The 26637-nt window shown below is 66.1% G+C and carries 32 protein-coding genes and 1 pseudogene; 16 read left to right on the forward strand and 17 right to left on the reverse strand.

Annotation, left to right across the window (positions count from 1 at the left end; all coding sequences use genetic code 11):
- The 5 genes from A0J57_RS17935 to A0J57_RS17955 all read right to left on the reverse strand — a co-directional run.
- Nucleotides 1-206: transposase (locus A0J57_RS17935; RefSeq protein WP_153023174.1), on the reverse strand; the 206-nt coding region annotated here is incomplete at its 3' end.
- A gap of 259 nt (nucleotides 207-465) precedes the next feature.
- Nucleotides 466-1131, reverse strand: coding sequence for a guanylate kinase (gmk, locus tag A0J57_RS17940; protein ID WP_025551753.1), 666 nt, complete (start codon nucleotides 1129-1131; stop codon nucleotides 466-468).
- Nucleotides 1132-1182: 51 nt separating this feature from the next.
- The gene (locus tag A0J57_RS17945; RefSeq protein ID WP_048575357.1) at nucleotides 1183-1524 is read right to left on the reverse strand and encodes a hypothetical protein; all 342 of its coding nucleotides are present in this window, start codon (nucleotides 1522-1524) and stop codon (nucleotides 1183-1185) included.
- Between the two features lie 49 nt (nucleotides 1525-1573).
- Nucleotides 1574-2959 carry a class II fumarate hydratase gene (fumC, locus tag A0J57_RS17950; protein WP_044663085.1) on the reverse strand — a complete coding sequence of 462 codons (1386 nt, stop codon included), beginning with the start codon at nucleotides 2957-2959 and terminating at the stop codon, nucleotides 1574-1576.
- A 67-nt stretch (nucleotides 2960-3026) separates the two neighbouring features.
- Complete coding sequence (locus A0J57_RS17955) at nucleotides 3027-3503, reverse strand: SspB family protein (protein ID WP_044661853.1); 477 nt, start codon at nucleotides 3501-3503, stop codon at nucleotides 3027-3029.
- Nucleotides 3504-3601: 98 nt separating this feature from the next.
- Between A0J57_RS17955 and hisB the strand changes: the two genes are divergently transcribed.
- The 7 genes from hisB to A0J57_RS17990 all read left to right on the forward strand — a co-directional run bounded on the left by hisB (nucleotide 3602) and on the right by A0J57_RS17990 (nucleotide 7718).
- Nucleotides 3602-4189, forward strand: a complete 588-nt coding sequence (hisB, locus tag A0J57_RS17960; RefSeq protein WP_025551758.1) for an imidazoleglycerol-phosphate dehydratase HisB — start codon at nucleotides 3602-3604, stop codon at nucleotides 4187-4189.
- A complete protein-coding gene (gene hisH, locus A0J57_RS17965; protein WP_025551759.1) occupies nucleotides 4186-4803 on the forward strand; it encodes an imidazole glycerol phosphate synthase subunit HisH in 618 nt (205 codons plus the stop codon). Before hisB ends, hisH begins: the two co-directional genes overlap by 4 nt.
- Complete coding sequence (hisA, locus tag A0J57_RS17970; RefSeq protein ID WP_025551761.1) at nucleotides 4800-5537, forward strand: 1-(5-phosphoribosyl)-5-[(5-phosphoribosylamino)methylideneamino]imidazole-4-carboxamide isomerase; 738 nt, start codon at nucleotides 4800-4802, stop codon at nucleotides 5535-5537. The genes hisH and hisA overlap by 4 nt, the downstream gene beginning before the upstream one ends.
- Nucleotides 5534-6298, forward strand: coding sequence for an imidazole glycerol phosphate synthase subunit HisF (hisF, locus tag A0J57_RS17975; protein ID WP_061940922.1), 765 nt, complete (start codon nucleotides 5534-5536; stop codon nucleotides 6296-6298). Before hisA ends, hisF begins: the two co-directional genes overlap by 4 nt.
- Nucleotides 6299-6459: 161 nt before the next feature.
- On the forward strand, nucleotides 6460-6696 hold the full coding sequence (locus A0J57_RS17980) for a PEP-CTERM sorting domain-containing protein (RefSeq protein WP_025551763.1): 237 nt from the start codon (nucleotides 6460-6462) through the stop codon (nucleotides 6694-6696).
- A gap of 42 nt (nucleotides 6697-6738) precedes the next feature.
- Nucleotides 6739-7059, forward strand: a complete 321-nt coding sequence (locus tag A0J57_RS17985) for a phosphoribosyl-ATP diphosphatase (RefSeq protein ID WP_061940924.1) — start codon at nucleotides 6739-6741, stop codon at nucleotides 7057-7059.
- A gap of 77 nt (nucleotides 7060-7136) precedes the next feature.
- Nucleotides 7137-7718 (forward strand): hypothetical protein, encoded by a 582-nt coding sequence (locus A0J57_RS17990; RefSeq protein ID WP_048575361.1) that lies wholly within the window; start codon nucleotides 7137-7139, stop codon nucleotides 7716-7718.
- A gap of 95 nt (nucleotides 7719-7813) precedes the next feature.
- Here A0J57_RS17990 and A0J57_RS17995 read toward each other — a convergent pair whose 3' ends face one another.
- Nucleotides 7814-8719: a histone deacetylase gene (locus tag A0J57_RS17995; protein ID WP_061940928.1), complete on the reverse strand. Its 906-nt coding sequence runs from the start codon at nucleotides 8717-8719 to the stop codon at nucleotides 7814-7816.
- 73 nt (nucleotides 8720-8792) lie between these two features.
- Between A0J57_RS17995 and A0J57_RS18000 the strand changes: the two genes are divergently transcribed.
- From A0J57_RS18000 to A0J57_RS18010, 3 genes are all read left to right on the forward strand, one after another.
- A complete protein-coding gene (locus A0J57_RS18000) occupies nucleotides 8793-10247 on the forward strand; it encodes a L,D-transpeptidase family protein (protein WP_025551770.1) in 1455 nt (484 codons plus the stop codon).
- A 5-nt stretch (nucleotides 10248-10252) separates the two neighbouring features.
- A complete protein-coding gene (locus tag A0J57_RS18005) occupies nucleotides 10253-10549 on the forward strand; it encodes a hypothetical protein (protein WP_025551772.1) in 297 nt (98 codons plus the stop codon).
- 110 nt (nucleotides 10550-10659) lie between these two features.
- Nucleotides 10660-11340: a murein L,D-transpeptidase catalytic domain family protein gene (locus A0J57_RS18010; protein WP_044663083.1), complete on the forward strand. Its 681-nt coding sequence runs from the start codon at nucleotides 10660-10662 to the stop codon at nucleotides 11338-11340.
- Between the two features lie 205 nt (nucleotides 11341-11545).
- On the opposite strand, the gene A0J57_RS18015 is transcribed toward A0J57_RS18010, so the two are convergent.
- From A0J57_RS18015 to crcB, 7 genes are all read right to left on the reverse strand, one after another.
- A complete protein-coding gene (locus tag A0J57_RS18015) occupies nucleotides 11546-12274 on the reverse strand; it encodes a hypothetical protein (protein ID WP_061939817.1) in 729 nt (242 codons plus the stop codon).
- A gap of 92 nt (nucleotides 12275-12366) precedes the next feature.
- Nucleotides 12367-13062, reverse strand: a complete 696-nt coding sequence (locus tag A0J57_RS18020) for an ATP12 family chaperone protein (RefSeq protein ID WP_061939819.1) — start codon at nucleotides 13060-13062, stop codon at nucleotides 12367-12369.
- The gene (locus A0J57_RS18025; RefSeq protein WP_061939821.1) at nucleotides 13059-13316 is read right to left on the reverse strand and encodes a hypothetical protein; all 258 of its coding nucleotides are present in this window, start codon (nucleotides 13314-13316) and stop codon (nucleotides 13059-13061) included. Before A0J57_RS18025 ends, A0J57_RS18020 begins: the two co-directional genes overlap by 4 nt.
- Entirely contained in the window at nucleotides 13313-14002 is a 690-nt protein-coding gene (locus tag A0J57_RS18030) for an HAD-IA family hydrolase (protein ID WP_061939822.1), read from the reverse strand. Before A0J57_RS18030 ends, A0J57_RS18025 begins: the two co-directional genes overlap by 4 nt.
- The gene (locus A0J57_RS18035; protein WP_061939824.1) at nucleotides 13999-14601 is read right to left on the reverse strand and encodes an FMN-binding negative transcriptional regulator; all 603 of its coding nucleotides are present in this window, start codon (nucleotides 14599-14601) and stop codon (nucleotides 13999-14001) included. Before A0J57_RS18035 ends, A0J57_RS18030 begins: the two co-directional genes overlap by 4 nt.
- Nucleotides 14598-15917: an RluA family pseudouridine synthase gene (locus A0J57_RS18040; RefSeq protein WP_061939826.1), complete on the reverse strand. Its 1320-nt coding sequence runs from the start codon at nucleotides 15915-15917 to the stop codon at nucleotides 14598-14600. The genes A0J57_RS18035 and A0J57_RS18040 overlap by 4 nt, the downstream gene beginning before the upstream one ends.
- On the reverse strand, nucleotides 15914-16297 hold the full coding sequence (crcB, locus tag A0J57_RS18045) for a fluoride efflux transporter CrcB (protein ID WP_044661843.1): 384 nt from the start codon (nucleotides 16295-16297) through the stop codon (nucleotides 15914-15916). The genes A0J57_RS18040 and crcB overlap by 4 nt, the downstream gene beginning before the upstream one ends.
- 292 nt (nucleotides 16298-16589) lie before the next feature.
- Between crcB and A0J57_RS18050 the strand changes: the two genes are divergently transcribed.
- Together A0J57_RS18050 and A0J57_RS18055 are read left to right on the forward strand one after the other, a co-directional pair.
- Entirely contained in the window at nucleotides 16590-17045 is a 456-nt protein-coding gene (locus tag A0J57_RS18050; RefSeq protein ID WP_025550171.1) for a carboxymuconolactone decarboxylase family protein, read from the forward strand.
- Nucleotides 17045-17902 carry a sigma-70 family RNA polymerase sigma factor gene (locus A0J57_RS18055; protein WP_061939828.1) on the forward strand — a complete coding sequence of 286 codons (858 nt, stop codon included), beginning with the start codon at nucleotides 17045-17047 and terminating at the stop codon, nucleotides 17900-17902. Before A0J57_RS18050 ends, A0J57_RS18055 begins: the two co-directional genes overlap by 1 nt.
- Before the next feature lie 112 nt (nucleotides 17903-18014).
- On the opposite strand, the gene A0J57_RS18060 is transcribed toward A0J57_RS18055, so the two are convergent.
- Nucleotides 18015-18977 (reverse strand): acyltransferase family protein, encoded by a 963-nt coding sequence (locus A0J57_RS18060; RefSeq protein ID WP_061939830.1) that lies wholly within the window; start codon nucleotides 18975-18977, stop codon nucleotides 18015-18017.
- Between the two features lie 68 nt (nucleotides 18978-19045).
- Between A0J57_RS18060 and A0J57_RS18065 the strand changes: the two genes are divergently transcribed.
- From A0J57_RS18065 to A0J57_RS18080, 4 genes are all read left to right on the forward strand, one after another.
- A complete protein-coding gene (locus A0J57_RS18065; protein WP_061939832.1) occupies nucleotides 19046-19723 on the forward strand; it encodes an RluA family pseudouridine synthase in 678 nt (225 codons plus the stop codon).
- Between the two features lie 5 nt (nucleotides 19724-19728).
- Nucleotides 19729-20154, forward strand: coding sequence for an alternative ribosome rescue aminoacyl-tRNA hydrolase ArfB (gene arfB, locus A0J57_RS18070; RefSeq protein ID WP_025550175.1), 426 nt, complete (start codon nucleotides 19729-19731; stop codon nucleotides 20152-20154).
- A gap of 41 nt (nucleotides 20155-20195) precedes the next feature.
- The gene (locus tag A0J57_RS18075) at nucleotides 20196-20681 is read left to right on the forward strand and encodes a GAF domain-containing protein (RefSeq protein ID WP_048575402.1); all 486 of its coding nucleotides are present in this window, start codon (nucleotides 20196-20198) and stop codon (nucleotides 20679-20681) included.
- Nucleotides 20682-20854: 173 nt separating this feature from the next.
- Entirely contained in the window at nucleotides 20855-21658 is an 804-nt protein-coding gene (locus A0J57_RS18080) for an RcnB family protein (protein ID WP_061939870.1), read from the forward strand.
- A gap of 246 nt (nucleotides 21659-21904) precedes the next feature.
- Here the strand turns inward: A0J57_RS18080 and A0J57_RS18085 are convergent.
- From A0J57_RS18085 to trxB, 3 genes and pseudogenes are all read right to left on the reverse strand, one after another.
- Nucleotides 21905-24427, reverse strand: a pseudogene (locus A0J57_RS18085) (EAL domain-containing protein).
- 180 nt (nucleotides 24428-24607) lie between these two features.
- Entirely contained in the window at nucleotides 24608-25426 is an 819-nt protein-coding gene (locus A0J57_RS18090) for an arginyltransferase (protein WP_025550179.1), read from the reverse strand.
- A gap of 192 nt (nucleotides 25427-25618) precedes the next feature.
- Nucleotides 25619-26581, reverse strand: coding sequence for a thioredoxin-disulfide reductase (gene trxB / locus A0J57_RS18095; protein WP_061939834.1), 963 nt, complete (start codon nucleotides 26579-26581; stop codon nucleotides 25619-25621).
- Between the last annotated feature and the right edge of the window lie 56 nt (nucleotides 26582-26637).

The following is a 26637-nucleotide window of genomic DNA, read 5'->3' on the forward strand; positions in this document are numbered from 1 at the left end:
CAGCGATAATAACGCCGCTTGGCGGTCTGATAGGGACCGAACTTCTCSGGTAGATCGCGCCAGCGTCCCCCTGAACGCGCCAGCCAGAGCAAGGCGTCRAGAAACAACCGTCCGTCACTGCGRGGACCRCGCTTGCCCTTGCGCCCTCCCGGAACGAACTCCCGCAGCCGCTCCCACTGATCATCCCGCAGCACTTCGCCTTCCACGCCAGCCTCCAAAAGCCAGCCTTGAAKCACAAATCCAAACCGTCGTGAATCCCTAAAATGTCACTACGGCCTAGAGCCCGCTGCGTTAAATCGTACGCAGGCCGCGCGCTCCTAAGCTTTTGTCGTCGCATCGTTTTAAACGCAAAACCGGTTCCCACTTTTGCGCACGATGCTCTGGCGATCATCCCCGGGCATGACCCGGCAGTATTGAAACCTGCCATGTTCCTGCCTTCGCAGGCGCATGGTACGTCCAAATCCCTCAATCTTCCTGATGATAGCGGCTGAGCCTGCGGATGAAGCCGATCAGACCCGTCTGGCGGCTGCGCTTCATGCGTTCGGCGTGCAGGATCGTCTGGACGCGCCGGAAGCAATCCTCCGCATCGACATTGCACAGGACATAATCATAGCCGTCCCAGTGCGCGATCTCTCCCGCCGCGCGGGCCATGCGGCCTTCGATCACCTCATTGCTGTCCGTCGCCCGTCCGCGCAGGCGACGCTCCAGCTCCTCCATCGACGGCGGCAGGATGAACACCCGCACCACGTCACCGCCCGCAATCTGGTGGAGTTGCTGCGCGCCCTGCCAATCGATGTCGAACAGAACGTCGCGGCCGGACTTCAGCATCGCCTCCACCGGAGCGCGGGGCGTGCCGTAGCGCTGCCCGAAGACATGCGCCCATTCCAGGAATTCGTGATCGGCGGTCATCCGCCGGAATTCCTCCAGATCGACGAAATGATAATCCTTGCCGTCGACCTCCCCCGGCCGCATCGGCCGCGTGGTCGCGGAAACCGACATGGCAAGATCCGGCTCCGCAGCCAGCAGCTTGCGCGCGATGGTGGATTTACCGGCGCCAGAGGGCGAGGAAAGAACGAACAGGACGCCGCGGCGCTTGAAATCGGGCGTCTCTATGGAGATGCTGTCGGCCATGGCCGCTCTTGGCGTCATGGACGGGATTTGGCAAGGGGGACTGTCGCGCCGTCAGCCCTTGCGGGCCTTGCGCGCTTCCTCGATCAGGATCGGCGGCGGACTGCCGTCCGGCAGGGCCTTGACCTTGCGCTTGCGATCCGCCTCGCGCTTCGCCTCATAGACCTTTCCGGCCATATAGGCGCCCGTCACGAACAGCGTGCCCATGGGATGACGCATGATGAGCCGCTTGGCCCCCATGCCGGCCAGCAGGCCGATCACGCCCTTCTTGCCGGTATCGGCGGCCACCCGCGCCGCGACGACGGTCGCACCGACGCGGGCCGCCTTTCGGAGCAGCCCGTCCTTGCGGGGCGGGCGGACGGCGATCAGCGGCTGGTCGGGCGATTTTTTCCTCATGGGACATCAATGTACCGCAGCGCGACCGGTTCCACCATGCCGATGTGGATCAGACCATATTTTCGGGCCGGACAAGCCGGTCGAAGCTTTCCCCATCGACCAACCCCAATTGCAGGCCCGCCTCCTTCAGCGTCAGCCCTTCGGCATGGGCGTGTTTCGCGATCCTGGCGGCATTGTCATAGCCGATTTCGGGCGCGAGCGCGGTGACCAGCATCAGCGACCGGTCGACCAGCTCGGCAATCCGCCTCTCATTCGCCTCCAGCCCGTCGACGCAGCGTTCTGCGAAACTGTCCATGCCGACGCTGAGCAGATGGATAGACCGCAGCACCGCCGCGCCGATCATCGGCTTGAAGACATTGAGTTCCAGATGCCCCTGAAGGCCGCCGACCGTCGCCGCCTGATGATTGCCGATGACCTGCGCGGCGACCATGGTCAGCATCTCGCACTGGGTGGGATTGACCTTGCCGGGCATGATCGAACTGCCCGGTTCATTGGCCGGCAGGTCGAGTTCGCCAAGGCCCGAGCGCGGGCCGCTGCCCAGCAGGCGGATGTCGTTGGCGATCTTGGTCAGCGCCACTGCCAGCGTCGCCAGGGTGGAGGACAGGTGCACCAGCGGATCGTTGGAGGCGAGCGCCTCGAACTTGTTGTCGGCGGTCCGGAACGGCAGGCCGGTCAGGGCCGCGATTTCCTTCGCCACCGCCACGTCGAAGCCCGCGGGCGCGTTGAGGCCGGTGCCGACCGCCGTGCCGCCCTGCGCCAGCGCCATCATGCCGTGCATGACCGCCGGCTCGATCCGCTTGCGGCTGCGGTAGAGTTGATGGGCATAGCCGGAAAATTCCTGGCCCAGCGTCAGCGGCGTCGCGTCCTGCAGATGGGTGCGGCCGATCTTCACGATGCCCTCCCACGCCTTCGCCCTGGCGTCTAGGGCGGCGTGGAGCCGGTCGAGCGCCGGGAACAGGGCCGCCGTGGCGGCCCGCGCCGCCGCAATGTGCAGGGCGGTCGGGAAGCTGTCATTGGACGACTGGCCCATATTCACATGGTCGTTGGGGTGGACCGGGCTCTTGCCGCCGCGCTTGCCGGTCAGGGCCTCATTGGCGATGCCCGCGATCACCTCATTGACGTTCATGTTGGATTGGGTGCCGCTGCCGGTCTGCCAGATGACGAGCGGGAACTGGTCGTCATGGTTGCCCGCGACGACCTGCGCCGCCGCCGCCTCGATTGCATCCGCCAGGTCCGAATCGAGTCCGTGTCCTCGATTGACCCGCGCCGCTGCCTGTTTCACGATGGCCAGCGCGTGGACGATGCCGATCGGCATGCGTTCTCCGGGGCCGAAGGGGAAATTCTCGATGCTCCGCTGGGTCTGCGCGCCCCAATAGGCGCTGGCGGGTACTTCGATGGCGCCGATGCTGTCGGTTTCGGTGCGGCTGTCGTTCAAGTCGGGCACTCCCATGATGTCGCCGGAGTGCCGTCAATCTGGGGAGCCCCCGCCCCTGTTTCCAGCCTTATTTCTTCTTGCCGAAGTCCACGGTCACGACATTGGAGCCGTCCTCCGTCGTCACCTGCGGCGCGTCATTTTCCGCCTCTTCATGCGGTTCGGGCGCAATGTCGGCCTGCGCCTGGAACTGGAGCGCGAAATTCACCGCCGGATCGACGAAGGCCGTGATCGCGGCGAAGGGAATATGCAGATGCGCCGCCACCTGGTTGAAGGTCAGGCTGACCCCGAAGGCGTCGTCGCTGACCTTCAGGTCCCAGAATTTGTTCTGGAGAACGATGGTCATTTCGTCGGGGAAGCGTTCGACCAGATGGCGCGGAATATCGACCCCGGCCGCCTGCGTCTTGAACGTGATGTAGAAATGATGCGCGCCGGGAAGGCCGCCCGTCCGTTCGATTTCCCCCAGCACGCGGCCGACGACGGCGCGCAGGGCCTCCTGCACGATTTCGTCATAGGGAATCAGGCTGTCGGGCAGGTCGTCGCTCATGCGCCAATGTCCTAACGGCGCGGCGGCGCGGGTCAAGTGCGCGCTATAGGTGCAACGCCACATTGCAACGGCCGTCCACTTCGTTATAGGGCGCTGCCATGCGCACGGCCGACATTCACCGCAACACTGCGGAAACGCAGATCGACGTGACCGTCAACCTGGACGGCACCGGCATCTACACCGTTTCGACGGGCATCGGTTTCCTGGATCACATGATCGAGCAACTGTCGCGTCACTCGCTGATCGACATGGACGTGAAGACCGTCGGCGACCTGCATGTGGACCAGCATCACACGACCGAGGACACGGCCATCGCCATTGGCGAGGCGGTGGCGAAGGCGCTGGGCGACAAGCGCGGCATTTCCCGCTACGGCAGCGTCTATTCCCCGATGGACGAGACGCTGACCCGCGTGTCGCTGGACATTTCGGGACGCCCCTGGCTGGTGTTCAAGGTGGACTTCACCGTGCAGCGCATCGGGGAATGGGACAGCGAGATGGTGGAGCATTTCTTCCACAGCTTCGCCCAGGCCGCCGGGATCACGCTGCACATCGAAAATCTCTACGGCAGCAACAACCATCATATCGTCGAAAGCTGCTTCAAGGGCCTTGCCCGCGCGTTGCGGCAGGCGGTGGAGATCGACCCGCGCAAGGCCGACGCCATTCCTTCGACCAAGGGAATGTTGTGACCGCGCTTGCCCTGATCGACTATGGCGCGGGCAACCTTCATTCGGTGCACAACGCCCTGCGCAAGGCGGGGGCGGACGACGCCGTCATCACCGCCGATCCGGATGTCGTGGCAGGGGCGGACCGCATCGTCCTGCCGGGCGTCGGCGCCTTCCGCGCCTGCCGCGATGCGCTGGTCGCGATTCCCGGCATGGTGGAGGCGATGAACGAGGCCGTCCGCCAGCGCGGCGTCCCCTTTCTGGGCGTGTGCGTGGGCATGCAGTTGCTGGCCGATGCGGGGGAAGAGTTCGGCCGGCACGAGGGGCTGGGCTGGATAGGCGGCACCGTCCGGCTGATCGAGCCGCGCGATCCGGCGATCAAGGTGCCGCACATGGGCTGGAACGACGTGGCCCTGCGCGGCACGCCTCCGCTGCTGGAAGCGGGCGAGGCCTATTTCCTGCACAGCTATCATTTCGAAGCCGCCGACCCGGCGCATGTCGCCGCCGTCACCGATCATGGCGGGCCGCTGGTCGCGGCGGTGGCGCGCGACACCATCATCGGCTGTCAGTTTCACCCGGAAAAGAGCCAGAGCTACGGCCTTTCCTTCCTCTCCCGTTTTCTGGATTGGCGTCCATGAGCCTGATCGTTTTTCCCGCCATCGACCTCAAGGGCGGCCAGGTCGTGCGCCTGGCCGAAGGCGACATGAACCGCGCCACCGTCTATGGCGACAATCCCGCCGCCCAGGCGATATTGTTCGCGGAAGCGGGCGCGCAGCATCTGCATGTGGTCGATCTGGACGGCAGCTTCGCGGGCCATGCGGTCAATGCCGAAGCGGTCGAGGCCATCGTGGCGGCCTTTCCCGGCCATGTGCAGCTGGGCGGGGGCATCCGCAACCGGGAGGCGGTGGAGCGCTGGTTCGACCTGGGCGTGTCGCGCATCGTCATCGGCACGGCGGCCCTGAAGGACCCGGGCTTCGTCAAGGCGGCGGCACAGGACTTCCCCGGCGGGATCGTGGTGGCGGTGGATGCGCGGGACGGCTTCGTCGCGACGGACGGCTGGGCGGAGAAGTCCGACATGCCGGTGGTCGACCTTGCCCGCCGGTTCGAGGATGCGGGCGTCGCCAGCCTGCTGTTCACCGATGTCGGCCGCGACGGCCTGCTCAAGGGCTGCAACATCGATGCGACCGTCGATCTGGCCCGCGCCACGGACATTCCGGTGATCGCCAGCGGCGGCGTCGCGGGGATCGCGGACATCCGGGTGCTGAGCCTGCATGCCGACGAGGGCATTGAAGGCGTGATCACGGGCCGCGCGCTCTATGACGGGCGGCTGGACCTGAAGGCGGCGCTGGCGGTGGCGCAGGCGGCCGCATGACCGTCCGCACCCGCGTCATCCCCTGCCTGGACGTCGCCAATGGCCGCGTGGTCAAGGGCGTGAACTTCATCGATCTGCGCGACGCGGGCGATCCGGTCGAGCAGGCGAAGATTTACGACGCGGCGGGCGCGGATGAACTCTGCTTCCTGGACATCACCGCCACGCATGAGGCGCGCGGCACGATCATCGACGTGGTTCGGCGCACGGCGGAGGTCTGCTTCATGCCGGTGACGGTGGGCGGGGGCGTGCGCAGTCCGGAGGATGCCCGCGCCCTGCTGCTCGCGGGTGCGGACAAGGTCGCGGTGAACAGCGCGGCCGTCACCCGGCCCGAGGTGGTGGCGGACATCGCCGACCGCTTCGGCAGCCAGTGCGTCGTCGGCTCGGTCGATGCGCGGCGGGTGGGCGATGGCCGCTGGGAAATCTTCACCCATGGCGGCCGCAAGCCGACCGGCATCGATGCGCTGGAGCATGCGGTGCGGCTTGCCCAACTGGGCGCGGGCGAACTGCTGGTCACGTCCATGGACGGCGACGGGACCAAGGCGGGCTATGACCTTGCCCTTACCCGCGCCATTGCCGATGCGGTTTCGATTCCGGTCATCGCCAGCGGCGGCGTCGGGACGCTCGATCATCTGGTCGAAGGCGTGGTGGAAGGCCATGCCAGCGCGGTGCTCGCGGCGTCCATATTTCATTTCGGTCAACATAGCATTGCTGAAGCGCATCAGGCGCTGGCGGCCGCCGGCATTGCCGTCCGGACCGCCTGACCGACCCGATACCGCCGAAAAGCGTCGGTTGCCTTTACATTAACCCAGATCGGCAGGTCCATGTTAACCATGATAGCCCCGTTCCGCCTCCAATTAATGGAACTGGCACGGTGCCTGCACCTCTTCCCGCACCTGACTCAATCAACAGCGGGGTGAAGATGATGAATGTGAACAAGCTGTTTCTGGCCGCTGGCGTGGCCGCTCTGATGGGCGCGGCGGCTCCGGCGGAAGCGACCTGGTGCTGGGGCAAGAAGTGCGGCGGCTCCAGCAGCTCGGGCGGTTCCTCGTCCGGCGGCACGCCGACGCCGGTGCCCGAACCGGAGCAGATGGCGCTGTTCGGCCTTGGCGCCGCGGTGCTGGGCGCGCGGGTTTTCGTCGCCCGCCGCAAGCGCAAGTAAGTTTTCGTTTGACGGTTTGCGCGCGTGGCGCTTGATGGCGCCATGCGCGCGACCCTATTTAATCTTGAACGGACCATCCGCCAGCGGCGGCAGGCCGATCCCGATCAGTCCTATGTGGCCAAGCTGACCGCCAGGGGGCGCGGCAAGATCGCCCAGAAGCTGGGCGAAGAGGCCGTGGAGACGGTGATCGCCGCCATGGCGGCGGACCGCGAAGGCGCGATCGGCGAAAGCGCAGACCTGCTGTTCCATCTGCTGGTGCTGCTGGCCGACCTCGACATCGCGCTGGACGAAGTGCTGGACGAACTCGACCGGCGCGAGGGCGTGTCGGGGATCGCGGAAAAGGCGTCGCGCAAGGGCGATTGAGCGCCCTTCCCGGAAAGATATTGCCGTTCCGGCGTTTGTCCGTCAGCCTCTCGATCTTTGAGAGGACAGGAGGGCATATGTTCAAGACCCTGTTGGGCGGCCTGATCGGCGGCGTCGCCATGTATCTCGTCGGCTTCCTCTTCTGGGGGACGCCGCTGAGCGCGCTCGCCTTTCATCGCGCGGAGTCCGCCGCCGGCAGCAATTTGCAGGCGGCCCTGGCGCAGGCGCTGACGCCGTCGGGCACCGGCGTCTATGTGATTCCCGACCCGGCGACCGCGCAGGGCACCATCCTCTATGGCAAGGGGCCGGTCGCCACGGTCTTCTACAACAACAGCGGATTTCCGGTGACCGATGCCGGGGCGCTGATCGGCGGCCTGATCCTGGCGCTGGTCGTCGGCATCGTCATTGCGCTGATGCTGCGGATCGTGAGCGGCGATCTGGCTGGACGGGCGAGAGCGACGGTCCTGTTCGCGCTGGCGGCCGTGCTGTGGCTGCATATCGGGCAAGCGGTGTTCAACCATGCGCCCTGGGGCTATATACTTTATCTGGCCTTCAGCGATTTCGCGGCGCTGGTCGCGGCAGGACTGGTCGCGGCAAAAATCATGGAGAGCAGGCAGGCCGCCGGTTCCGACGCCACGGGGGAGGCAACGCTGCATTAAGCGCGGAAGGAGGCTTGCCGACTTTCCGCTTGCCTTGCTGAACAGGCAAATGGCTCGTGAGAGCCTTCGCAGGAACATGGCGCGCTCAGCGGCAGCTATCGGCCATCACCCGCCTCTTCCGCCAGGCGGATCATGCAATCGGCGTGGCGCCGGGCGATGGCCATGCGGTCTTCGCCATAGCCGCCGCCCATGGTGCTGGCGAGCGGGATGCCGCGGCGGCGCGCGGCGCGCATCACGGCGCGGTCGCGGCGGTCCAGCCCGGCATCGCTCAGCGCCAGGCGGCCGAGGCGATCGTCTTCATGCGGGTCGACCCCGGCCTGGTAGAGGATCAGATCAGGCCGGAAATCGTCGAGCACGGGCGGGAGGGCCCTTATCAGCGCCTCCATATAAGCCTCATCGCCCGTGCCGTCGGGCAGGCCGATGTCGAGTGTCGAGCGGGCCTTGCGCACGGGGAAGTTGCGGTCCGCATGGATGGACAGGGTGAATATGTCCCCTCGCCCGCCGGTCAGCACGGCCGTGCCGTCGCCCTGATGCACGTCGAGGTCGAGGATCAATATCCGGTGCGCATCCCCCTCCGCGATCAGCCGGTTGGCAGCGATGGCAAGGTCGTTGAACACGCAATATCCCGCGCCGCTGCCGGGCAGTGCATGATGGCTGCCGCCCGCAGCATTGGCCGCATAGCCATGGCGCATGGCGAGCCGCGCCGCCAGCCATGTGCCGCCGGGCGACAGCATCGAACGGCGCGCCACCCGCTCCGTCACCGGAAAACCGATCCGTCTTTCCTTTTCGCGCGGCACGGTCTGCGTCGCGACCTGCTCGACATAATCGGGGTCGTGGACCGCCTCTATCCAGACGCGCGGCATGGGGGCGGGTTCATGCACGGTAAAGGGTGCGGCCGCCATGGTCAGCGCCTCCATCACCAGCCCATATTTGTCGAAGCGAAAGGAACTGCCCGCTGTTGCCGGAGAGACATAGGCCGGATGGTGAACGACGTGCAGCATCATCTTTTCCGCTATCTTCGAGTTTGAACGATGCGGGCTTTGCGCTATCTGGTCCAGCATGAACCGTCCTGAAATGATCCGTTTTTCCGTAATTTCCCTGCTGGGCGCCGTCGCGGTGCCGGCGGTGGCGCAACCGCCGGCCGTCGCACCGACCATGCCCGCCCCGTCGGCGCAGCCCCCCGCCCCGCAGGTCATCCTGCCTCCGGCCATGGTGACGCCACCGCCCGTGCCGCTGCCGCAACCCTCGGCAGCGCAGGAAAAATGGCTGAACGAGTGGCTGAAGGGCGGCGCGGTCCAAGGGTTGATGGCGCGCGCCAGAGCGACCGGAGAACTGAAGGGAGAGGCGCTTCTGTCCGCCGTGCTGGACCGGGCGAAGGCGCTCAGCACCGGGCGCGTGGATACCGCCGACTTCCTGGAGATCTGGGCGTTGCGCCCGGCGCGGTTCGATCCCCGGCCCGGCCTTGCCAAGGCGATCAGCGAGGACAGGCTGCCGCAATGGGCGCTCAGCCTGACGCCGCCCTATGCCGGCTATGACGGGCTGCGCAAGGGGCTCGCCAATTACGAACGCATTCGCGATGCGGGCGGCTGGCCCACCCTCACCGCGCAATCCTCCCCCGATGCCGTGCGGGCGCGCATCGCCATAGAGGACAAGAGCGTCACGCCCGGCGAAAAGCTGGTCGATGTGCTGCAACGGGCGCAGCGGCGCTATGGCCTCAACCCCACCGGCCTGCTGGACGCCCGGACGCTCAGGGAGCTGAACGTGCCGGTGGATGATCGCATCGCCGCGATCATGGCGAATATGGAACGCTGGCGCTGGATGCCGCGCGAATTGCCGGTCAACCGGGTGCAGGTGAATATCGCCGCCGCCGTGCTGACGGTGTTCGAGGGCGACCAGCCGGTGACGTCGATGCGCGCGGTGACGGGCTCGCCGGACAATGCGACACCGATGCTGTCGTCCAGCATCCATTCGATCGTGGTCAACCCGCCGTGGAACGTCCCCTCCTCCATCGCGAAGCGCGAATTGTGGCCAAAGGGGCGCGCGACACTGATCCGGCAGGGGTACAAGATCGTCGGCACGCCGGAAACCGGAGAGCGGATCGTGCAGCCCGCCGGCCCGAACAGCGCGCTCGGCCGGTTGAAGTTCGACTTCAACAATCCCTTCGCCGTCTACCTGCACGACACGCCGTCGCGGGCAAAGTTTTCAAGCTATGACCGGCTGGCCAGCCATGGCTGCATCCGCCTGGAAAAGCCCGTCCCGCTGGCGGAGCTGATGGTGGCGGGCAATCCCGACCTTGCCGGCAAGATCCAGTCGCTGATCGACGCGGGCAAGACCCAGCGGGTGTCGCTGCCCAAGGAAGTGGCGGTGTACCTGCTTTACTGGACCGCCTTCGCCAGCAATAACGGGACGATGAGCTTCCGTTCCGATCCCTATGGCTGGGACAAGCTGCTGGCGGCGAAGATCGAGGCGTCCAGCCGCCGGGTCGACCCGACCGCCGCGCCCGCCACCTCCATCGCATCCAAGGACTGATCTTCATGCGCAAATTCGCCCTTATCGCCCTTGCCGGGACGCTTGCCCTCGCCGCCTGCGGCAAGAAGGAGGAAGAGGCGCCCGCGACCAACAATCTGGTCGAGCCGCCGGTCGAAAATGTGATTGAGGAGGAACCGGTGGCCCCCGCTCCCGAGCCGGGCAACAATGCGGCCGCGCCGGAACCTGCGCCGCCGCCGAGCATTTCCGAACAGCAGCAGATCGAGGACGACGCCGCCGCGACAGGCATGACGGCGCGCCTTGGCCAGGACGGCGCAGACGAAGGCGCGAACGCCACCGAATAGGGGCCCGCGCCATCGGCCGGAGTCTTCCCGCCCCGGAAAGGAGGCGGGACGGCGGCGGCGATCCTGCGCCGCCCTTGGACTGGCGCTGCTCCTTTGCTATATTGCGATTCATGGATCGTCGTAGTTTTACCAAGCTCGCTTTGAGCGGGCTGGCATTTTCGTTTCTTGCCGACAGTGCCGGGCGGGCCGCTCCGCTGGGCGAAACGCAGCCACAGCCGGCAGTTCCTCCCGCACCGCGTCCGGCTTCGCCGGGGCCGCTCGCGACCCAGCCCTATGCGAAACTGCTGGAGCGGGCAAAGGCCGCGCTGGACCAGCATGGGCATATGTTCACCCTGCGGGACCGGGTGGCGCTGGCCGATTTCAATGCGCCGTCGCGCGAATTGCGCTTCCATGTGGTCGACCTGATCGGCGGGCAGGCAAGTTCCTATCTGGTTGCCCATGGCCGCGGTTCCGACCCCGAGCATTCGGGATGGCTCCACAGCTTTTCCAATGAACCCAATTCACTGGCGAGCAGTTCGGGCGCTTTCAAGACCGGCGAAATCTATGAGGGCCAGCATGGCCGGGCGATGCGCCTGGCCGGGCTCGATCCACAGAACAACAATGCGGAGATGCGCGCCATCGTCGTGCATGGCGCGGACTATGTCAGCGAGAACCATATCGCGACCTGGGGCAAGATCGGCCGCAGCGAGGGCTGTTTCGCGCTTGCCCGCCATATGCTGCCGCAATTCATCGGCCTGATGGGGCCGGGGCGGCTGCTCTATGCCGACAAGATCATGGGCCTGACGGCTTAGGCGCAGAGCGTTACCTGTCCCGTTCGCACAGGGTCGGACAGGTTGAAATGGCCTGCTCCCTCGCGGGGGCAGGTTCACCGTTGGACAAATAGGGCGTCGTGCGCAAAAGTGGGAACCGGTTTTGCGTTTTAAAAGCATGCGACAACAAAAGCTTGGAGCGCACGGCCTGCGTCCGATTTAACGCAGCGCGCTCTAAATAGCGGCGTCAGCCGGCCTTGGCGCCCGTCATCGCCTCGATAGACGGTTTGTTCATCGCGTCGATGGTGCCGTCGCTCAGCATCGCCTTGCCCATTTTCAGCGCTTCGGCGGACAGGGCCGGGTCGTTGCCGGTCTGGCTGACCCCGATCAGTGCGGATAGCAGGATGTTGCGGGACACCGCGTCCCCGGCCTTTTCCGCGACGGACCTGCGCGCGAGGGTCAGCGCCTCCTGATAGAGGGGATCGGCCCCGGTCCTGTCATTGCCGGCCAGCTTCTGATTGCCCATCTGGATCAAGATGCCGGCGAAGATATTGCGGCTGGCGGCATCGGCGGGCTTTGCCTCCACCAGCTTGCGCCAATGGGGCGCGGATTCGGTATAGAGCGCGATCACCCTGTCCATCCTGCCCAGCGCGCCCTGCGCCGCCGCATCAGCGTAAAGCGCGTTGGCGAGGAAATTCACATTTTCGATCCTGGCGGGGTCGAGTTCCACGGCCGTGCGGATAGCGGGCAGTGCGGCTTCATATTTCGCGGCGGCGCCGGCATTGTCGCCGGCCTGCTGCGCGGTCTGTCCCGCGGTGAAATCAGTGACCGCCCGGTTGAAGGCCGCGATCTGTTCCGAACTCATCCGACCGGCGGCGGGAGCCGCCTGCCCCGCCTGCTGGGCAAGCGCCGGGGCCGCCAGCGCCAGCGGCGCGGACAGGGCGATCAGGACGAAAAGAGAAAAACGGGGCGGCAAAATGGAGCACTCCTCGGTCTTGCGAAAAAAGCGGGCTTCGGGGCCGCCCGCCTGTCGATATTGAACGAAGACGCTGCGTCATTCCCACCCGGTCAGGCGCGGACCATCTCGCAAAAGGCTCGGGCCATGGCAAATTCGTTCCTGCGCTGCGCCGACTGGGCGGCGGCTTCCTTGTCCTCACCCCATTGTTCGACTTCCCAGGCTTCGTCGATTTCGGACGCCGTCCAGATCAGGTCGGCGTCATGGCCCCCCTCCACCACCGCCAGACCGCAGACGAGCGAGCCGGACAGCGTCACCAGCGTCGACAGCCCCGCCAGGGTGAAAGGGTCGAGAACCGCCACGGCAGCCGCCAGCCGCTCCAGCGTTTCGGTCGGCTGGGCCACCGGAACGATGCCCTGCGTCACCCGGAACGCGACGTCGTAGCGGGTCGTCGCCCATTCCAGCAGCGGGTCCCAGGCCGCGGCCTCTCGAGCGATCAGTTCGGCCGGCCCCTCCGCACGATAGCAGAGCAGATCGCTTTCGGCATAGCGGGCGATGCCTGCGGCAAAACTCCCGCTATTGGGCGCGATCTGGTCTATGGCGCCGTTGGCGAGCCCGGTGAACGGCATGGATCGGGGGTCGACCGTGTCGCCCTGCGCGCGCCATTCTTCGGCGATCGCCTCTGCAAGCCCCTGGGTGGGCAGCGCCAGCGGCGCGCGGCCGGGCGTGCGGACCGGGCGGCCGTCGAGGCGGATTTCGAAACCGGATTCAACCGCGACGACGGCGGCATCCTGGTAGAAGCGTTTCATGATTGCGGCGGTTTCCTGAACAGCGCGAGCAGCAGGCGCGGGACGATGACGAACTGGAACAGGCCGACGATGACGAAGATCGCGCCCATCGCCTTCGCCTTGTTCCCCTGCACCCAATGGAAGCGCTGCATCAGCACCAGGAAGCCGAACATCACCAGCAGCGCGCCCGACAGGCGGAACAGGCCGAGCGCGAAGAAACGCTGGCGAGCGACCTTTCCCGGGTCGGCGGGAGGAACGGGCGGCATGTCGGTCATCGGGAGCGGCTGTCGGGCGAAGGGCCATGGGGGGCGTGGATATGGCCGCGCAGCTCCGCGCTGTCCATGGCGACGCTGTGCGCGCCGGCGTCCATCAGATCCTGCGGCGTGTGATAGCCCCAGCCCACGCCCAGCGCCCGTGTGCCGGCGGACAGCGCCATGTCGATGTCGAAGCTGGTGTCGCCGATCATCACCGTGCTTTCCGGTGCCACTCCTGCTTCGGCCATGGCGGTCAGCAGCATGGAGGGATGCGGCTTCGACGGATGGCGGTCGGCGGTCTGCAACGTCACGAAATGGGCGTGGATGCCATGATGGGTGAGGCAGAGTTGCAGGCCGCGGTCCGATTTGCCGGTGGCGACGCCCAGCAACCAGCCATCGGCATCCAGTTCGCGGATCAGTTCGGCAATGCCGGGATAGAGCGGTTCCGACACCGCATTTTCGCGGCGAAGCTGCTGGAAGGCCAGCTTGTAGCTTTCCGACAGATGATCGTGATAATCGGCATCCGCATCCGGCAGGAGCCGCGCCATGGCGAGCGGGAGCGACAGGCCGACGACCGACAGGATCGTCGCGCGGTCCGGCGCCACCAGCTTCTCGCCCTCGAACGCGCGGACCATGGCCGTGCAGATGCTGTGCTGGCTGTCGACCAGCGTGCCGTCGCAATCGAATACGGCAAGGCGATTGCTCATGGCCGCGTCGCCCGCATGAGGGCGGACATGGCGGCATCGCCTCTGGCCGCGAGAGCGTCCGCCACGGCGATGCGCGCGGATTCCGGCTTGTCCTGTCCCAGCTTCATCGTGCCTTCCATCGCATGCACGGCCATCTCAAAGCCGATCAGGCCCGTCATCACACGCTCGAACAGCCCCTCGCTCATCTTCTCGCGGGTCCAGACCGGTTTCGGCAGGAGGCGGCTTTCCTGATCGTTCGACAGCGCGTCGAGATGGGCGACGGTCTGCTCATGGTCCAGCCTGCGCATGACGCCGCGCAATTCCGCCGACTGGTAGTTCCAGGTCGGCACCTTGTCAGGCATGCCGTACCAGTCGGGGCTGATATAATGATGGGCGCCGGTCACGACGATCAGCGCTTCCTGACCGTCCAGGTGGCGGACGATGGGATTGGCGCGGTGGAGGTGAAGGCCGACATGCCCCTCATCCCTCCAGACAAGCGGCAGATGGACGACATGCTGGCGGTCCGGTGCGGCCACGCAGAGCAGGCCGAAGCCCACCTCCGCCACGAATGCGCGGATCGCGGCTTCGTCCCGCCAGCGATAAGGCGCGCCGGGCGTCATTTCCTGCGCGGCCCTCCACCTGAACCGCGGGCGCGCCGTTCGCCCTTGCGGCCCTTGCGGATCTGCTTGGCATGAGCGCGGGCGGCCTTCTTCTCATCCTCCCGCGTGGGCGCGCGGGCGACCTCCTCGTCCAGCGGCAGGTCGCCGGCGGAGAGGTCGAAGCCCAGCGAGGCAAGGCTGGCGGCGAAATGCTCGGGCAGTTCGGCCCGCACGTCGACCCGGCCGCCATCGGGATGATCGACCCGGATGCGGCGGGCGTGAAGATGCATCTTGCGGCTGATCGTGCCGCTCAGAAAGGCGTCCTTGCCGCCATATTTGCCGTCCCCGACGATGGGATGGCCGATTGCCGCCATATGGACGCGCAACTGATGGGTCCGGCCGGTATAGGGTTGCAGTTCGACCCAGGCGGCGCGATTGCCCGCGCGTTCGATCACGCGATAGCGCGAGCGGGAAGGAAGCCCCTCTTCCTCATCGACATGCATTTTCTCGCCGCCGGTGCCGGGCTGCTTGGCGATGGGCAGTTCGATCATGCCATCCTCAATGGAGGGCACGCCCATCACGATGGCCCAATAGACCTTGCGCGCCGTGCGGCTGGAGAAGGCCTTGGCGAAGAAGGCGGCCGACCGCGCGGTGCGCGCGACGAGCAGCGCGCCGGACGTGTCCTTGTCCAGCCGGTGGACGAGCTTGGGCCGCTGGTCGAGGTCGAACTCCAGCGCATCGAGCAGGCCGTCGACATGATCGTCCGTCTTGGTGCCGCCCTGCGTGGCGAGGCCGGGCGGTTTGTTGATGACGATGGCCTGCGCGTCGCGATGGATGACGAGCCCCTGGGCGAAGGCCGCCTGATCGTCCGTCAGTTGCGGACGGATGCGTTTGGGCTTCGCGGTTTCGGGGGCCTTGGGCTCGGCGGGGGGCACGCGGATGGTCTGGCCCTCCGCGATGCGGTCGCCCGGCGCGGCGCGGGCGCCATCCACGCGCAACTGGCCGGTGCGCGCCCAGCGCGAGACGGTGTTGAAGCCGATGTCGGGCAGATGCCGCTGGAACCAGCGGTCGAGCCGGATGCCGTCGTCATCCGCCGCCACGCGGAATTGCCGCACGTCGAGCGACACGCCCTTCGCCGGAGAGGAGGAGGCGGACCGGGCAGCAGTCTTTGCCGCAGGCGTTTTGGCGGCGGGCGTTTTGACAGGAGGCCGGGCAGCGGGCTTAGGCGCATCCGGCTTGCGGGCGCGAGCCGCCTTGGCCGCGCCGCGCGCCCGCCCCTGGGGCGCTGCGCCGGGCTTGCGGGGACCGGTGGGTTTGCCGGGAGGACGGCCCTTCATGCGACGCTCCTCATGACGGCCAGGCCGCCGGCCAGCGCGCCCACGGCGCCGATGACGGAAAGGACCGCATAGCCCAGCGCCATGCCCGGCTGCCCCCGCTCCATCATCAGCACGGTTTCCAGGCTGAAGGAGGAGAAGGTCGTGAAGCCGCCCAGCAGACCGACGGCAAGCAGCAGCCGGATCGGTTCGCCCCCCGTCATATTGAAGCGGGCCAGCCATCCGGCGAACAGGCCCATGGCGAAACCGCCGATGATATTCGCGCCGAATGTTCCCCAGGGCCACAGGGCGCCAGGGAATATCTGGGCAGCGAGACGCCCGAGCAGGTAGCGCAAGGCCGATCCGACGGCGCCTCCTGCCATGACGAGAAGAATATTGGTCATGCCGCCCGCCCTAGAGCATTTTTGCAAGGCTTGGGAAGCGGTCATTGGCCGGGGGATGAAGGTCGCGCTGATGAAGTGGACGGCCGCCGAGGGGCTATTGGGCGGTTAGGGGACATCAAGCCCCTTCCCTTCAGGTCCAGACGAGGCAAGTGGCTGGTTTGAAGGGTCGGAGTGGAGAAGTGCCGCTGTTCCCCCCTTCCAATCGCCGATATGGCATTTTTTTCGCGACCCATGTCACGCCAGCCGATCCTGTCTCGTCATGTCGGCATAACTCAGGAAGAAAGGTGCTGACATGACTGCCAAGCTCGACCCCTTTGCCGCCGCGCCCCAGCTTATGAAAAGCTGGTTCGCCACCTCCGCCGCCATCAATGCCAGCCTTGAGCCGAGCCTTATCGAGCTGGTGAAGATCCGCGCGTCGCAGATCAACCAGTGCGCCAACTGCATCAACATGCACACCGTCGAGGCCCGCGCGCAGGGTGAAAGCGAACAGCGCATCTACCTGCTTTCCGCCTGGCGGGAGGCGCCCTGCTATACGGCCCGGGAGCGGGCCGCGCTGGAATGGACGGAGGCCTTGACGCGCCTTTCCGAAGGGCACAGCCATGAAGCGGCCCACAAGGCGCTGGCAGCCGAGTTTTCGGAGGAGGAGCAGGTGAAGCTGACCCTGATGATCAACGTCATCAACGGCTGGAACCGCATCGCGGTGGGCTTCGGCCTCTGGTACGACACGCCGGCCAGGGCGGCTGCGTGATGGCGCAGGGGGCGCATGGGGGCGCGGCGGAGAGCTTCGATCCGCTGCGTCCCAGGCTCATCCGCGTCGCCTATCGCATGCTGGGTTCCGTCGCGGACGCCGAGGATGTGGTGCAGGAAGCCTTTATCCGATGGATGGGCGCCGACCGCGGCGCGGTGCGCGAGCCGGAAGCGTTCCTGCGCCGCACCGTGACGCGGCTGTGCCTCGACCAGCTCAAGTCGGCGCGGCGCAACCGCGAAACCTATATCGGCCCCTGGCTGCCCGATCCGGTGGTGGACGACGCCGGGGAAGAAGAGGATACGCTGCCGCTGATGCTGGCGCTGGAACGGCTGTCGCCGCTGGAGCGGGCGGCTTTCCTGCTGCATGACGTCTTCGGCGTCGGCTTCGAGGAAATCGCCGCCACGGTCGAACGCGATCCGGCGGCCTGCCGTCAACTGGCGGCGCGGGCGCGGGCCCATGTGCGGGAGGCGAGACCCCGCTACCGGGTGGAAAGACAGCACGGGCTGGAGATTGCCGGCGCCTTCTTCGCCGCCTCGCGGAGCGGCGACATGGCGGCGCTGGGCGCGATGCTGGCACGGGATGTCAGCCTGCACAGCGATGGCGGCGGCAAGCGCCCTGCCGCGATCGTTCCCGTGCTGGGCTTCGGCCCGGTCATGCAGATGCACAAGGCGCTGGCCGTGCTGTTCGGCAAATATGGGTCGACGCTGGTGCGCGTGGGATTGATCAACGGCCTTCCCGGCTTCGTCACCCGCGAGGCGGACGGCGAACTCCAGACCACGGCGCTCGACATCGAGGATGGGCGCGTCACCGGCATCTATGTGATGCGCAACCCGGACAAGCTGCGGCATCTGCATTGACGGGGCCGGAAAGCCTGCGCTGGGCCTGTCGAAGGTCGGGAACCGGTCTTCCGATCAAACGACGCCCTAACAAAAGCCTGGAGCGCGCGTCCCGTGTAACGCAGCGCGCTTTTTAGAGGAAAATCCTTTGCGCGCCGGGGACGGCCCGGATCAGATAATAAGCGGCGAGCGGTATCAGAAGCGCCTGCACCAGCAGCCACGGCTTGGCCATATAGGGCGAAAGATAGTGAATGACCGCGACGTGGAGATACATGACGACCAGCGATGCGCGCCCGATGGCGGCGATCCATCCGCCAAAGGGCGCGATCCGCACCGAAAGGCGGAAAAGCAGGAAGCTGGTGGCCATGGCCGAGGCGATGGACAATAAGGGCCAGCCATAGTCGGCCGCCTTCATGTTGAGCGTCGGCAGCAGCGCCGTCAGCCCGGCCAGCGACAGCGGGACCAGCGGCGCCAGCATCCAGCTTCGCCAGTCCACGCGCTGCCATGCCGCCCCCACCCAGAGCAGGACCAGGGCCATGGGTAGGGTGAGCAGCCCCAGCGGCGACAGGCTGGTGCATTGTCCCGCGCCATAGGCGATCAGCAGCACCGGCAGCATCAGCAACGCCCAGCGCCGGTCGAGCGGGTCGGGCCAGCGGGCCAGCGCCATGTTGAACAGGATGCGCGCCATCATCAGGCAGGGCACGAACCAGAATATGGTGAACGGCCCGCGCAACCAGGAGCCGCCGAGCGCTATCGGCGCCAGATCCCCCGGCCAGTCATGGAAGATCGGCCTGCCGCCCTTCATCGTCTCGACGACCTGATCCGTCAGGATCAGCAGGATCAGGAAAGCCGCATAGGGCCGCATCTGGGACGCGAGCTGGCGGCGGGTGAAGCGTCCGGCCGGCTGCGGACGGGACAGGAGGCCCGACAGCAGGAAGAACAGCGGCATGTGGAAACTGTACATCGCGTCGCGCAGTCCCCCGCGCGTCCACACATGGCCGGCGACCACGGCGACGATCCCGATGCCGCGCGCGACATCGATCCATTCCAGCCGCCCTCCACCCGGCGGATGCGCCTCATGCCCCCTGTTCTCCATGCCCTCCACGCCCTATAGGAAGCGGCACCCGCGTCAATCGCTGCCCTGCATTTACGGAAAAACGCCTCTTGTCCCTGCTTCATGACCGAGTTCTGTTCATCGATGGCGAGGCCATCATCCTCGACAAGCCGGCGGGCCTGCCCGTCGACGCGCCGCGTGACGGGTCGCTTTCGCTGGAAAACCACCTGTCCTCGCTGACCTTCGGCTTCCAGCGCTGGCCGCTGCCGGTGCACCGGCTGGACCGCGACACCAGCGGCTGCCTGCTGCTCGCCCGCAATCCCAAGGCGCACAAGCGCTTCGCCGCGGCCTTTGAGGCCGGAACGGTCGCGAAACGCTATGTCGCGGTGGTGGACGGCGTTCCGGCGGAGGACAGCGGCACCATCGGCCTGTCGCTCAAGAAGATCAGCACGCCCGCCCAGGGGTGGCGGATGATCCCGGCGAAGGCAGGGAAGGCCGCGTTCACCGACTGGCGCAAGATCGCGGAGAAGGACGGACGCTCGCTGATCGTCTTCACCCCCCGCACCGGACGCACCCATCAGATCCGGACCCATGCGCTGCATGGCCTGGGCTTCGGCATTGCGGGCGATCCGGTCTATGGATCGGGCGAAGGGCCGATGCTGCTGCACAGCCGCTTCCTCAGCATCCCGCGCGGGGAGAAGCCGCCGGCGGAAGCGATCGCCCCCCTGCCCGCGACCTTCGCGGCAGCGGGCTTCGGGCAGGAACTGCTCGAACAGGCCGGGCTTTAGCGCCCTTGCCACGCATCCCCGTCACCCGGTCGATCTCCATCGACAGCGACGAGCTGTCGGAGAGCTTCGTCCGCTCGACCGGGGCTGGCGGCCAGCATGTGAACACCACGGACAGCGCGGTGCAGTTGCGCTTCGACGTGGCGAACAGCCCGTCGCTGCCCGAGGCGGTCAAGCACCGGCTGGCGGCGATCGCCGGACGGCGGATGACGGCGGAGGGCGTGCTGATCCTCCGTTCCGAAGGCTCGCGATCGCAGCTCTTGAACCGGCAGGAGGTGCTGGCCCGGCTGGTGGAATTGATCCGGGACGCCACGGTCGTGCCGAAGGCGCGCAAGGCGACCAAGCCGGGCAAGGCCGCCAAGGCGCGGCGCGTCGACGCGAAGAAGGCGCGCAGTTCGGTCAAGGCGGGGCGTGGCAAGGTGAGGCTGGATTAACCGGTCTGGCCTGCGCCCGCGCCACATCCTATATGCCGGCCATGTTCGATTTTTCTCCCCCGGCCGGTGCCGACAAAGCCACGCTCCATGACGACCTGCTCTCCGCCGCCGATGCGCTGACGGCGGGCGAGCCCGATGCCATCGCCAACATGGCCAATGTCTCCGCGCTGATCTGGCAGTTCCTGCCCGACCTCAATTGGGCGGGCTTTTACCGGATGGTCGGCGGCGAACTGGTCCTTGGCCCCTTTCAGGGCAAGGCCGCCTGCATCCGCATCCCGCTGGGCAAGGGCGTCTGCGGCGCCGCGGCGGCCAGCGGCCAGACGCAACTGGTGGAGGACGTCCACGCCTTTCCCGGCCATATCGCCTGCGACGCCGCCAGCGCTTCGGAGATCGTCGTGCCGGTGATCGTCGAAGGCCGGGTCGTCGCCGTGCTGGACCTAGACAGCCCGATTCCGGCGCGCTTCGACAGCGTGGACCGGACCGGGCTGGAGGCGCTGGTCGGGCGGATCGCGTCGCGCCTGGCTTAGGTGGTAAACCCATGAATGGCACCTTCAGGGAACCAAAATAGCGAACATATCGGGCCGCAATGCGCGCCGTTGCCTCTTTTCGGGACAGGCATGGAAATGCCGGCGCTTGGATGGCGGCGGCCGATCATGCTAAACAAGCCGTTAACATATCAGCCGAAAACGGGGATTCGAGCATGCATATCCGGAGCTTCATCCTGGCCGGCGTAGGTCTGGCGATCGGGTTGACGGCGCCGGTTTCCGCAAAGGGGCCGGTCGGGGGTGGAGGAATGGCCGCCCGGCCGGCAGTGCATGCGGGAACCACGGTGCACCGCTGGGGTCCGCGCCATCAGGGTCGTTGGCATGCGGGCTGGTACGCGCCGGGCGGATGGGCGGCCTATCGCAGGCCCGTGGTCGGCTATGTCCTGCCACGCTATTGGGTCAACCCCGCCTATCATATCCGCAACTATGGCGCTTACGGGCTGCCGGCGCCCGTCAGCGGCTATGGCTGGTCGCGCTATTATGACGATGCGGTGATGACCGACCGGGATGGCCGCGTGCGCGATTATCGCAGCGGCGTCGCATGGGAGGAAGCAGGCGACACGGCACCGCGGCCGGGCATCGGCTATGATGACGAAGTCACCGCGCGGGATGGCCCGCCGCCGCCGCCGCTGGGCTATGAAGGGCGCTGGAGCGGCACATGGCGCGACAAGGACGGCAAGACCTTCAGCGGCGATTATGAAGGCCGTTTCGAGGGGCAGGTCCGGGGTGGACCCGGCGTCGATTTCGACCCGCCGCCCTATGCCGCCGGGCCGAACCGGCCGGAGCGGCGCGCCGGTCCGGGAGAACCCGTCGTCACGACGACGCAAGCGCCGGGCTTCATATCGGGCGGCTATTATTATCCCGGCGCCACCACCACGACGGTCGTGGTCCAGCCCGCCGTCACCACCACCCGGACCTATGTGACGGAAGTTCCGGTCCGCAGGCGCAGGGTGCGGTAGCATCGACAGAGCTGTCCGGTGCGCGCGGGAAGGATTGGAGCGGGAAAACCGGCGTTCGCTCCGATGAATCAGATCGCCGCTCCAGCTTCCTTGTCTTCCGCGATTTCTTGACCAGCGACGGTTACGATCGCTTGGAAATCGCTCTGGAGCAGATTCCGATCCGATTGCATCGGCTCGACTGATCTAAGTTTTTGTTTTATCGCGTTTTCCGGGTCAGCAGACGATTCCATCTGCCTGGAAATCGCTCTAGGCGGCGCGGGACCGTACCGCCGCCCAAGGCCGGGGGCGCCCCATCAGATAACCCTGGCCGATGGTGCAGCCGCGAGCGATCAGCATCTCGACCTGTCCCACCGTTTCGACGCCTTCGGCCACCACCTCCATGCCCAGGCTGCTGCCCAGCTTGACGATGGCGTCGACAATGACGGCGTCGCCCGCATCCTGTTAGATATTGCTGATGAAACTGCGGTCGATCTTCAGCACGTCGACCGGATATTGCTTCAAATGGCTGAGGGATGCGTAGCCGGTGCCGAAATCGTCCAGCGCGATCCGTACACCCGCCGACGACAGGCGGTGCAACGCCCGCTCCACCTGTTCGGCGCCCCGGCCCAGGAAAACGGTCTCCGTCACCTCGATCTCGAACTGCTGCGGCGGGATGGTGCAGCGCGCGAGATGGGCGAGGACATAGTCGGCAAAATCATGCTGCATGAAATCGGCGGCGGAGGCGTTGATGGCGACCCGGCCCGGATCATGGCCGGCGCGCAGCCATCGGTCGACGTCGCGGACGACCTTCGCCAGCATCTTTTCGGTAAGTTCGACCGCCAGTTCCGCATTGTCGAAAGCCGCCGCGATCGTGTCGGGAGCGTGGACGCCGGTGCGGGGATGCTGCCAACGCAGCAGCGCCTCATAGCCCAATATCCGTCCGGTCCTCATGTCCGCCTTGGGCTGGTAATAGGGGACGACCAGATCGTCCACGATCGCCTGCCGCGCCATGTGGATCATCGAACTGCGCTGTTGCGCGTCGGCGCGCAATTGCGACTGGAACAGCGTCAGCCGGCCCCGCCCGGTGGACTTGGACGCATAAAGCGCCAGGTCCGCCGCCTTCAGCAATTCCGCCGCATCCTCGCCATGTTCGCCAAAGACCGCGCCGCCCATGCTGATCCCATAATCGAGCGACCGGCCATTATGGACATAGGGCGCGCGCACACCGCCCAGCAATTCGGCGCTCCAGGCCGAAAGCGCCGCGCTGCTGGCGAGCGAAGGCGCGATCATGCCGAACTCGTCGCCGCCCAATCGCCCGATCATGGCATCGGCCGGCGCGCAGGAGGCGAAACGCTGCGCAAAACCGCAGAGCAGCGCATCGCCCGCATCATGGCCCAGCGTGTCGTTGGTCCGCTTCAGGTCGTCGATGTCGACCAGGATCAGGCCGAAACTTTCCCCCGTCCGGCGCGCCTGCTCGGTCATTTCCTCCAATGTCGTCTGCCACAGCGCGCGATTGGGCATATGCGTCATGGGATCGTGCGTGGCGGCCCAGCGTATCCGTTCCTCGCTGTTCCTTTCTTCCGTCACATCCTGGAAGGTCACAATGACGCGCAGTGGCTTGCCGGAATCGGAGAAGCTGCTCCAGCCGACGCTCTTGATCCAGCGCAGGGCGCCGGTGTCGGCCCTGTGCACCCTCAGCGTGGCTTCGAAATGCGGCGGCATGCGCCCGTTCGCGACGGCGTCCAGCATTCCGGCGAGACGCGACCGATCATCCGGGTGCACCAGCCGCAATGCCAGTTCGCTCGTCGCCGGTTCGGTATCCGACAGGCCCAGCATCGTCCGGAATTCCCGCGACCATGTCCGTGTGCCGGCGACCGCGTCGAAATCCCATATGCCCAGCCGCGCCGACTGCACCGCCAGGCGGAAGCGTTCCTCGCTGTCAGCCAGTTCGCGCTGCGCCAGTTTCTGCGCGTGAACATCCTCCAGCGTTCCGTACCAGCGCACGATCCGGCCCTTCGCGTCGCGGCGCGCCGAGGCGCGCGACCGCATCCAGCGATAGCCGCCGTCGGAGAGGCGCAGCCGGTAGTCGACGTCGACAGGATCGCCTGAATGGAGCTTTTCCGTCCAGATGGCCAGCGTGCGATCGACATCGTCGGGATGCAGCGAATCGATCCACCCCCTGCCCCGCGCACGCGCCGGGGCCATGCCGGTCAGTTCCTGCCAGCGGGGTCCCACCTCCTCGATTTCGCCGCTGACCGATGCCGTCCAGGGGACCTGCGGACTGAGTTCGACCGACCAGCGATAATGCTGCCGGCTTTCCGCCAGGGCATCGGCCAGTGCGCGGCGGTCGCAGTCGTACCGCTCATCGATGTCCTCGATCGTTCCGTACCAGAGCGGCGCCTCGTCGGGCTCCACGACCAGCGACATGCGCACGATCCCCGACCTCGTTTCACCGGCAAGGGTGTGCATGCGCACGGGAACGGGATCGGGCCGGGGGGAACGTTTGGCGGCGTCGGCCAGCGCTTTCCAGTCATGCCTGTCCAGCATCGACCGCCAGCCATTTCCGATGATGTCGCAGGAAAAATGACGGGCAAAAAGGTCCGACATGATCTCCCGCGACAATATGCGGCCGCGATAATCAGCGATCCAGCGAATCAGCGGCGGCGAAACGCGCTGGAAGACCGGAGAGAATAATAGTTCGTTGCGATAGTGAAACGCATCCCATTCCAGCCCGTCCCGAGCCAGTTCGGAGGCAAATTCCCCAAATCTGCGATCAGCAAAACGGTCCATCTGCCGGTCCTGATCCAACGCCATTTCTGCAATCCATGGGAAAGCAGTAACGGAAAAAGTTAAATAAGATTTCCAATGCCGTAGTACGTAATCAATCCATAACGGCGTTAAGCCGTTCCATGCCGATCGCGCGAAAGCGCCATCGGTCGTCCTTTGTACGGGCTGGATTTTTCGCCGGCTTTATTTGCGGAAGATCGCCGCCAGTTCGCGCGGCAGCGCCGGCTCGTCACGGCTTTCCGCCTGCTGCACGGCCTGCGCCTGCTCCTGCGGGTCGAAGCGGGTCCAGCCGTTGCGGCTCAGTCGTTCGAGCGGCCGGTAGCGTATCTTGTACTGCATCCGCTGCGATCCCTCGACCCAATAGCCGAGATAGACATAGGGCAACCCCGCCTTCGCCGCGCGCAGGATATGGTCCATGATGATGAAATTGCCCAACCCCTTGCGATGCTCCAGCTCCGTATCGAAGAAGCTGTAGATCATCGACAGGCCATCGCCCTGCCGGTCGGTAAGGCAGGCGCCGATCAGCCTGCCGGGACGGCCATCTTCGCCTGGTTCGCGATATTCGACGACATGGCTTTCCACCGGGGTCTGTTCGACCATGTCGGCAAAGTCCATCTCATCCATTTCGGTCATGCCGCCGCCGGGATGCCGGGCGCGCAGATAGCGCTGGAGCAGTTCGAACTGTTCCTCCGTCGACCAGGGCTTGCAGGCGGTGATGACCAGGTCTTCGTTCCGGCGCAGCAATTTGCGCTGGGTGGCGTTCGGCTCGAACTCCCCCGCGACGACGCGCACGGACACGCAGGCGGAGCAATCCGCGCAACTGGGGCGATAGGCGACATTCTGGCTGCGGCGGAAGCCGATGCGACCGAGCGCGTCATTCAGTTCCGACGCATTGTCCCCGCTCAGTTCGGTGAACACCTTCCGCTCGCTTTTGCCGGGCAGATAGGGACAGGGACTGGGATTGGTGACGAAAAAGCGCGGAAAGCGGAACGGTGCACTCACAACCGCATCTCCCCCACAGCGCTGCCCGACCCCTGATTCATGAGTCGACTATGCCGTTCGCGGGCCGCTGTGAAAAGTTTATTTACCACGAAAATTGGTTAAGCGGCAGAGAAGAGGCGGGGACGTTATGAGATAGGCCGGGGATGGCCAGTTGCGGACATTGACGCTACGCAATCCGACCGCTTGACCATTTCATTCCGCCGCGACAGCCTCGAAATCGGCTTCGGCCAGGAACTTCTCCACATCCAGAGCGGCCATGCAGCCCATGCCGGCGGCGGTAACGGCCTGACGATAGACCTTGTCGCTGACGTCGCCCGCCGCGAAAACGCCAGGGATGGCGGTCCGGGTCGTGCCCTTTTCCACCAGCAGATAGCCCTCGTCCATCGGCAGCTTGTCGACGAACAGCTCCGTAGCGGGCTGGTGGCCGATGGCGACGAACGCGCCGTCCGTCTCTATATGCGATTTGTGGCCGGTCACCGTGTCGACCAGGTCGACGCCGACCAGCCCCTCGGGATCGCCGCCGCCCACGAAGCGATCGACCGCCTGGTTCCACAGCACCTTGATGTGCGGATGCGCGAACAGGCGCTGCTGGAGGATCTTCTCCGCCCGGAGCGAGTCGCGGCGGTGGATCAGGGTGACGTCATGGCTGTGGTTGGTGAGGTACAGCGCCTCCTCCACCGCGGTATTGCCGCCGCCGATCACCACCACCTTCTTGCCGCGATAGAAGAAGCCGTCGCAGGTCGCGCAGGCCGAGACGCCCTTGCCCTGCAAAAGCTGTTCGCCCTCCGCGCCCAGCCATTTGGCCTGGGCGCCGGTCGCGATCACCAGGCTGTCCGCATAATAGAGCGTGCCGCTGTCGCCCTTCAGGCGGAAGGGCCGTTCCGACAGGTCGACGTCGATGATCTGGTCGTACATCATCTGCGCGCCGACATGCTCCGCCTGCGCCTGCATTTGTTCCATCAGCCAGGGCCCCTGGATCACGTCGCGGAAACCCGGATAATTTTCGACGTCGGTCGTGATCGTCAACTGGCCGCCCGGCTGCATGCCCTGCACCACGATCGGCGCCAGGCCCGCGCGCGCGCCATAAATGGCGGCGGACAGGCCGGCCGGGCCGGAACCGAGGATCAGCATGCGGGTCGAATGGGTGGCGGTCATGAAAGTCTTTCCGGCTGCGATTCGTCTGTCGGGATGAGATAGGCGAAGCAGGCGGA

It is taken from the genome of Sphingobium sp. 22B (assembly GCF_001580035.1).
GTDB lineage: Bacteria > Pseudomonadota > Alphaproteobacteria > Sphingomonadales > Sphingomonadaceae > Sphingobium > Sphingobium fuliginis.

What these genes read in the sequence shown, in the direction of transcription:
- gmk (WP_025551753.1), bottom strand. Translation starts at nt 1,131, where the DNA reads ATGGCCGACAGCATCTCCATAGAGACGCCCGATTTCAAGCGCCGCGGC.
- A0J57_RS17945 (WP_048575357.1), bottom strand. Translation starts at nt 1,524, where the DNA reads ATGAGGAAAAAATCGCCCGACCAGCCGCTGATCGCCGTCCGCCCGCCC.
- A0J57_RS17955 (WP_044661853.1), bottom strand. Translation starts at nt 3,503, where the DNA reads ATGAGCGACGACCTGCCCGACAGCCTGATTCCCTATGACGAAATCGTG.
- hisB (WP_025551758.1), top strand. Translation starts at nt 3,602, where the DNA reads ATGCGCACGGCCGACATTCACCGCAACACTGCGGAAACGCAGATCGAC.
- hisA (WP_025551761.1), top strand. Translation starts at nt 4,800, where the DNA reads ATGAGCCTGATCGTTTTTCCCGCCATCGACCTCAAGGGCGGCCAGGTC.
- hisF (WP_061940922.1), top strand. Translation starts at nt 5,534, where the DNA reads ATGACCGTCCGCACCCGCGTCATCCCCTGCCTGGACGTCGCCAATGGC.
- A0J57_RS17980 (WP_025551763.1), top strand. Translation starts at nt 6,460, where the DNA reads ATGAATGTGAACAAGCTGTTTCTGGCCGCTGGCGTGGCCGCTCTGATG.
- A0J57_RS17985 (WP_061940924.1), top strand. Translation starts at nt 6,739, where the DNA reads ATGCGCGCGACCCTATTTAATCTTGAACGGACCATCCGCCAGCGGCGG.
- A0J57_RS17990 (WP_048575361.1), top strand. Translation starts at nt 7,137, where the DNA reads ATGTTCAAGACCCTGTTGGGCGGCCTGATCGGCGGCGTCGCCATGTAT.
- A0J57_RS17995 (WP_061940928.1), bottom strand. Translation starts at nt 8,719, where the DNA reads ATGCTGCACGTCGTTCACCATCCGGCCTATGTCTCTCCGGCAACAGCG.
- A0J57_RS18000 (WP_025551770.1), top strand. Translation starts at nt 8,793, where the DNA reads ATGATCCGTTTTTCCGTAATTTCCCTGCTGGGCGCCGTCGCGGTGCCG.
- A0J57_RS18005 (WP_025551772.1), top strand. Translation starts at nt 10,253, where the DNA reads ATGCGCAAATTCGCCCTTATCGCCCTTGCCGGGACGCTTGCCCTCGCC.
- A0J57_RS18010 (WP_044663083.1), top strand. Translation starts at nt 10,660, where the DNA reads ATGGATCGTCGTAGTTTTACCAAGCTCGCTTTGAGCGGGCTGGCATTT.
- A0J57_RS18020 (WP_061939819.1), bottom strand. Translation starts at nt 13,062, where the DNA reads ATGAAACGCTTCTACCAGGATGCCGCCGTCGTCGCGGTTGAATCCGGT.
- A0J57_RS18025 (WP_061939821.1), bottom strand. Translation starts at nt 13,316, where the DNA reads ATGACCGACATGCCGCCCGTTCCTCCCGCCGACCCGGGAAAGGTCGCT.
- A0J57_RS18030 (WP_061939822.1), bottom strand. Translation starts at nt 14,002, where the DNA reads ATGAGCAATCGCCTTGCCGTATTCGATTGCGACGGCACGCTGGTCGAC.
- A0J57_RS18035 (WP_061939824.1), bottom strand. Translation starts at nt 14,601, where the DNA reads ATGACGCCCGGCGCGCCTTATCGCTGGCGGGACGAAGCCGCGATCCGC.
- A0J57_RS18040 (WP_061939826.1), bottom strand. Translation starts at nt 15,917, where the DNA reads ATGAAGGGCCGTCCTCCCGGCAAACCCACCGGTCCCCGCAAGCCCGGC.
- crcB (WP_044661843.1), bottom strand. Translation starts at nt 16,297, where the DNA reads ATGACCAATATTCTTCTCGTCATGGCAGGAGGCGCCGTCGGATCGGCC.
- A0J57_RS18050 (WP_025550171.1), top strand. Translation starts at nt 16,590, where the DNA reads ATGACTGCCAAGCTCGACCCCTTTGCCGCCGCGCCCCAGCTTATGAAA.
- A0J57_RS18055 (WP_061939828.1), top strand. Translation starts at nt 17,045, where the DNA reads ATGGCGCAGGGGGCGCATGGGGGCGCGGCGGAGAGCTTCGATCCGCTG.
- A0J57_RS18060 (WP_061939830.1), bottom strand. Translation starts at nt 18,977, where the DNA reads ATGGAGAACAGGGGGCATGAGGCGCATCCGCCGGGTGGAGGGCGGCTG.
- A0J57_RS18075 (WP_048575402.1), top strand. Translation starts at nt 20,196, where the DNA reads ATGTTCGATTTTTCTCCCCCGGCCGGTGCCGACAAAGCCACGCTCCAT.
- A0J57_RS18080 (WP_061939870.1), top strand. Translation starts at nt 20,855, where the DNA reads ATGCATATCCGGAGCTTCATCCTGGCCGGCGTAGGTCTGGCGATCGGG.
- trxB (WP_061939834.1), bottom strand. Translation starts at nt 26,581, where the DNA reads ATGACCGCCACCCATTCGACCCGCATGCTGATCCTCGGTTCCGGCCCG.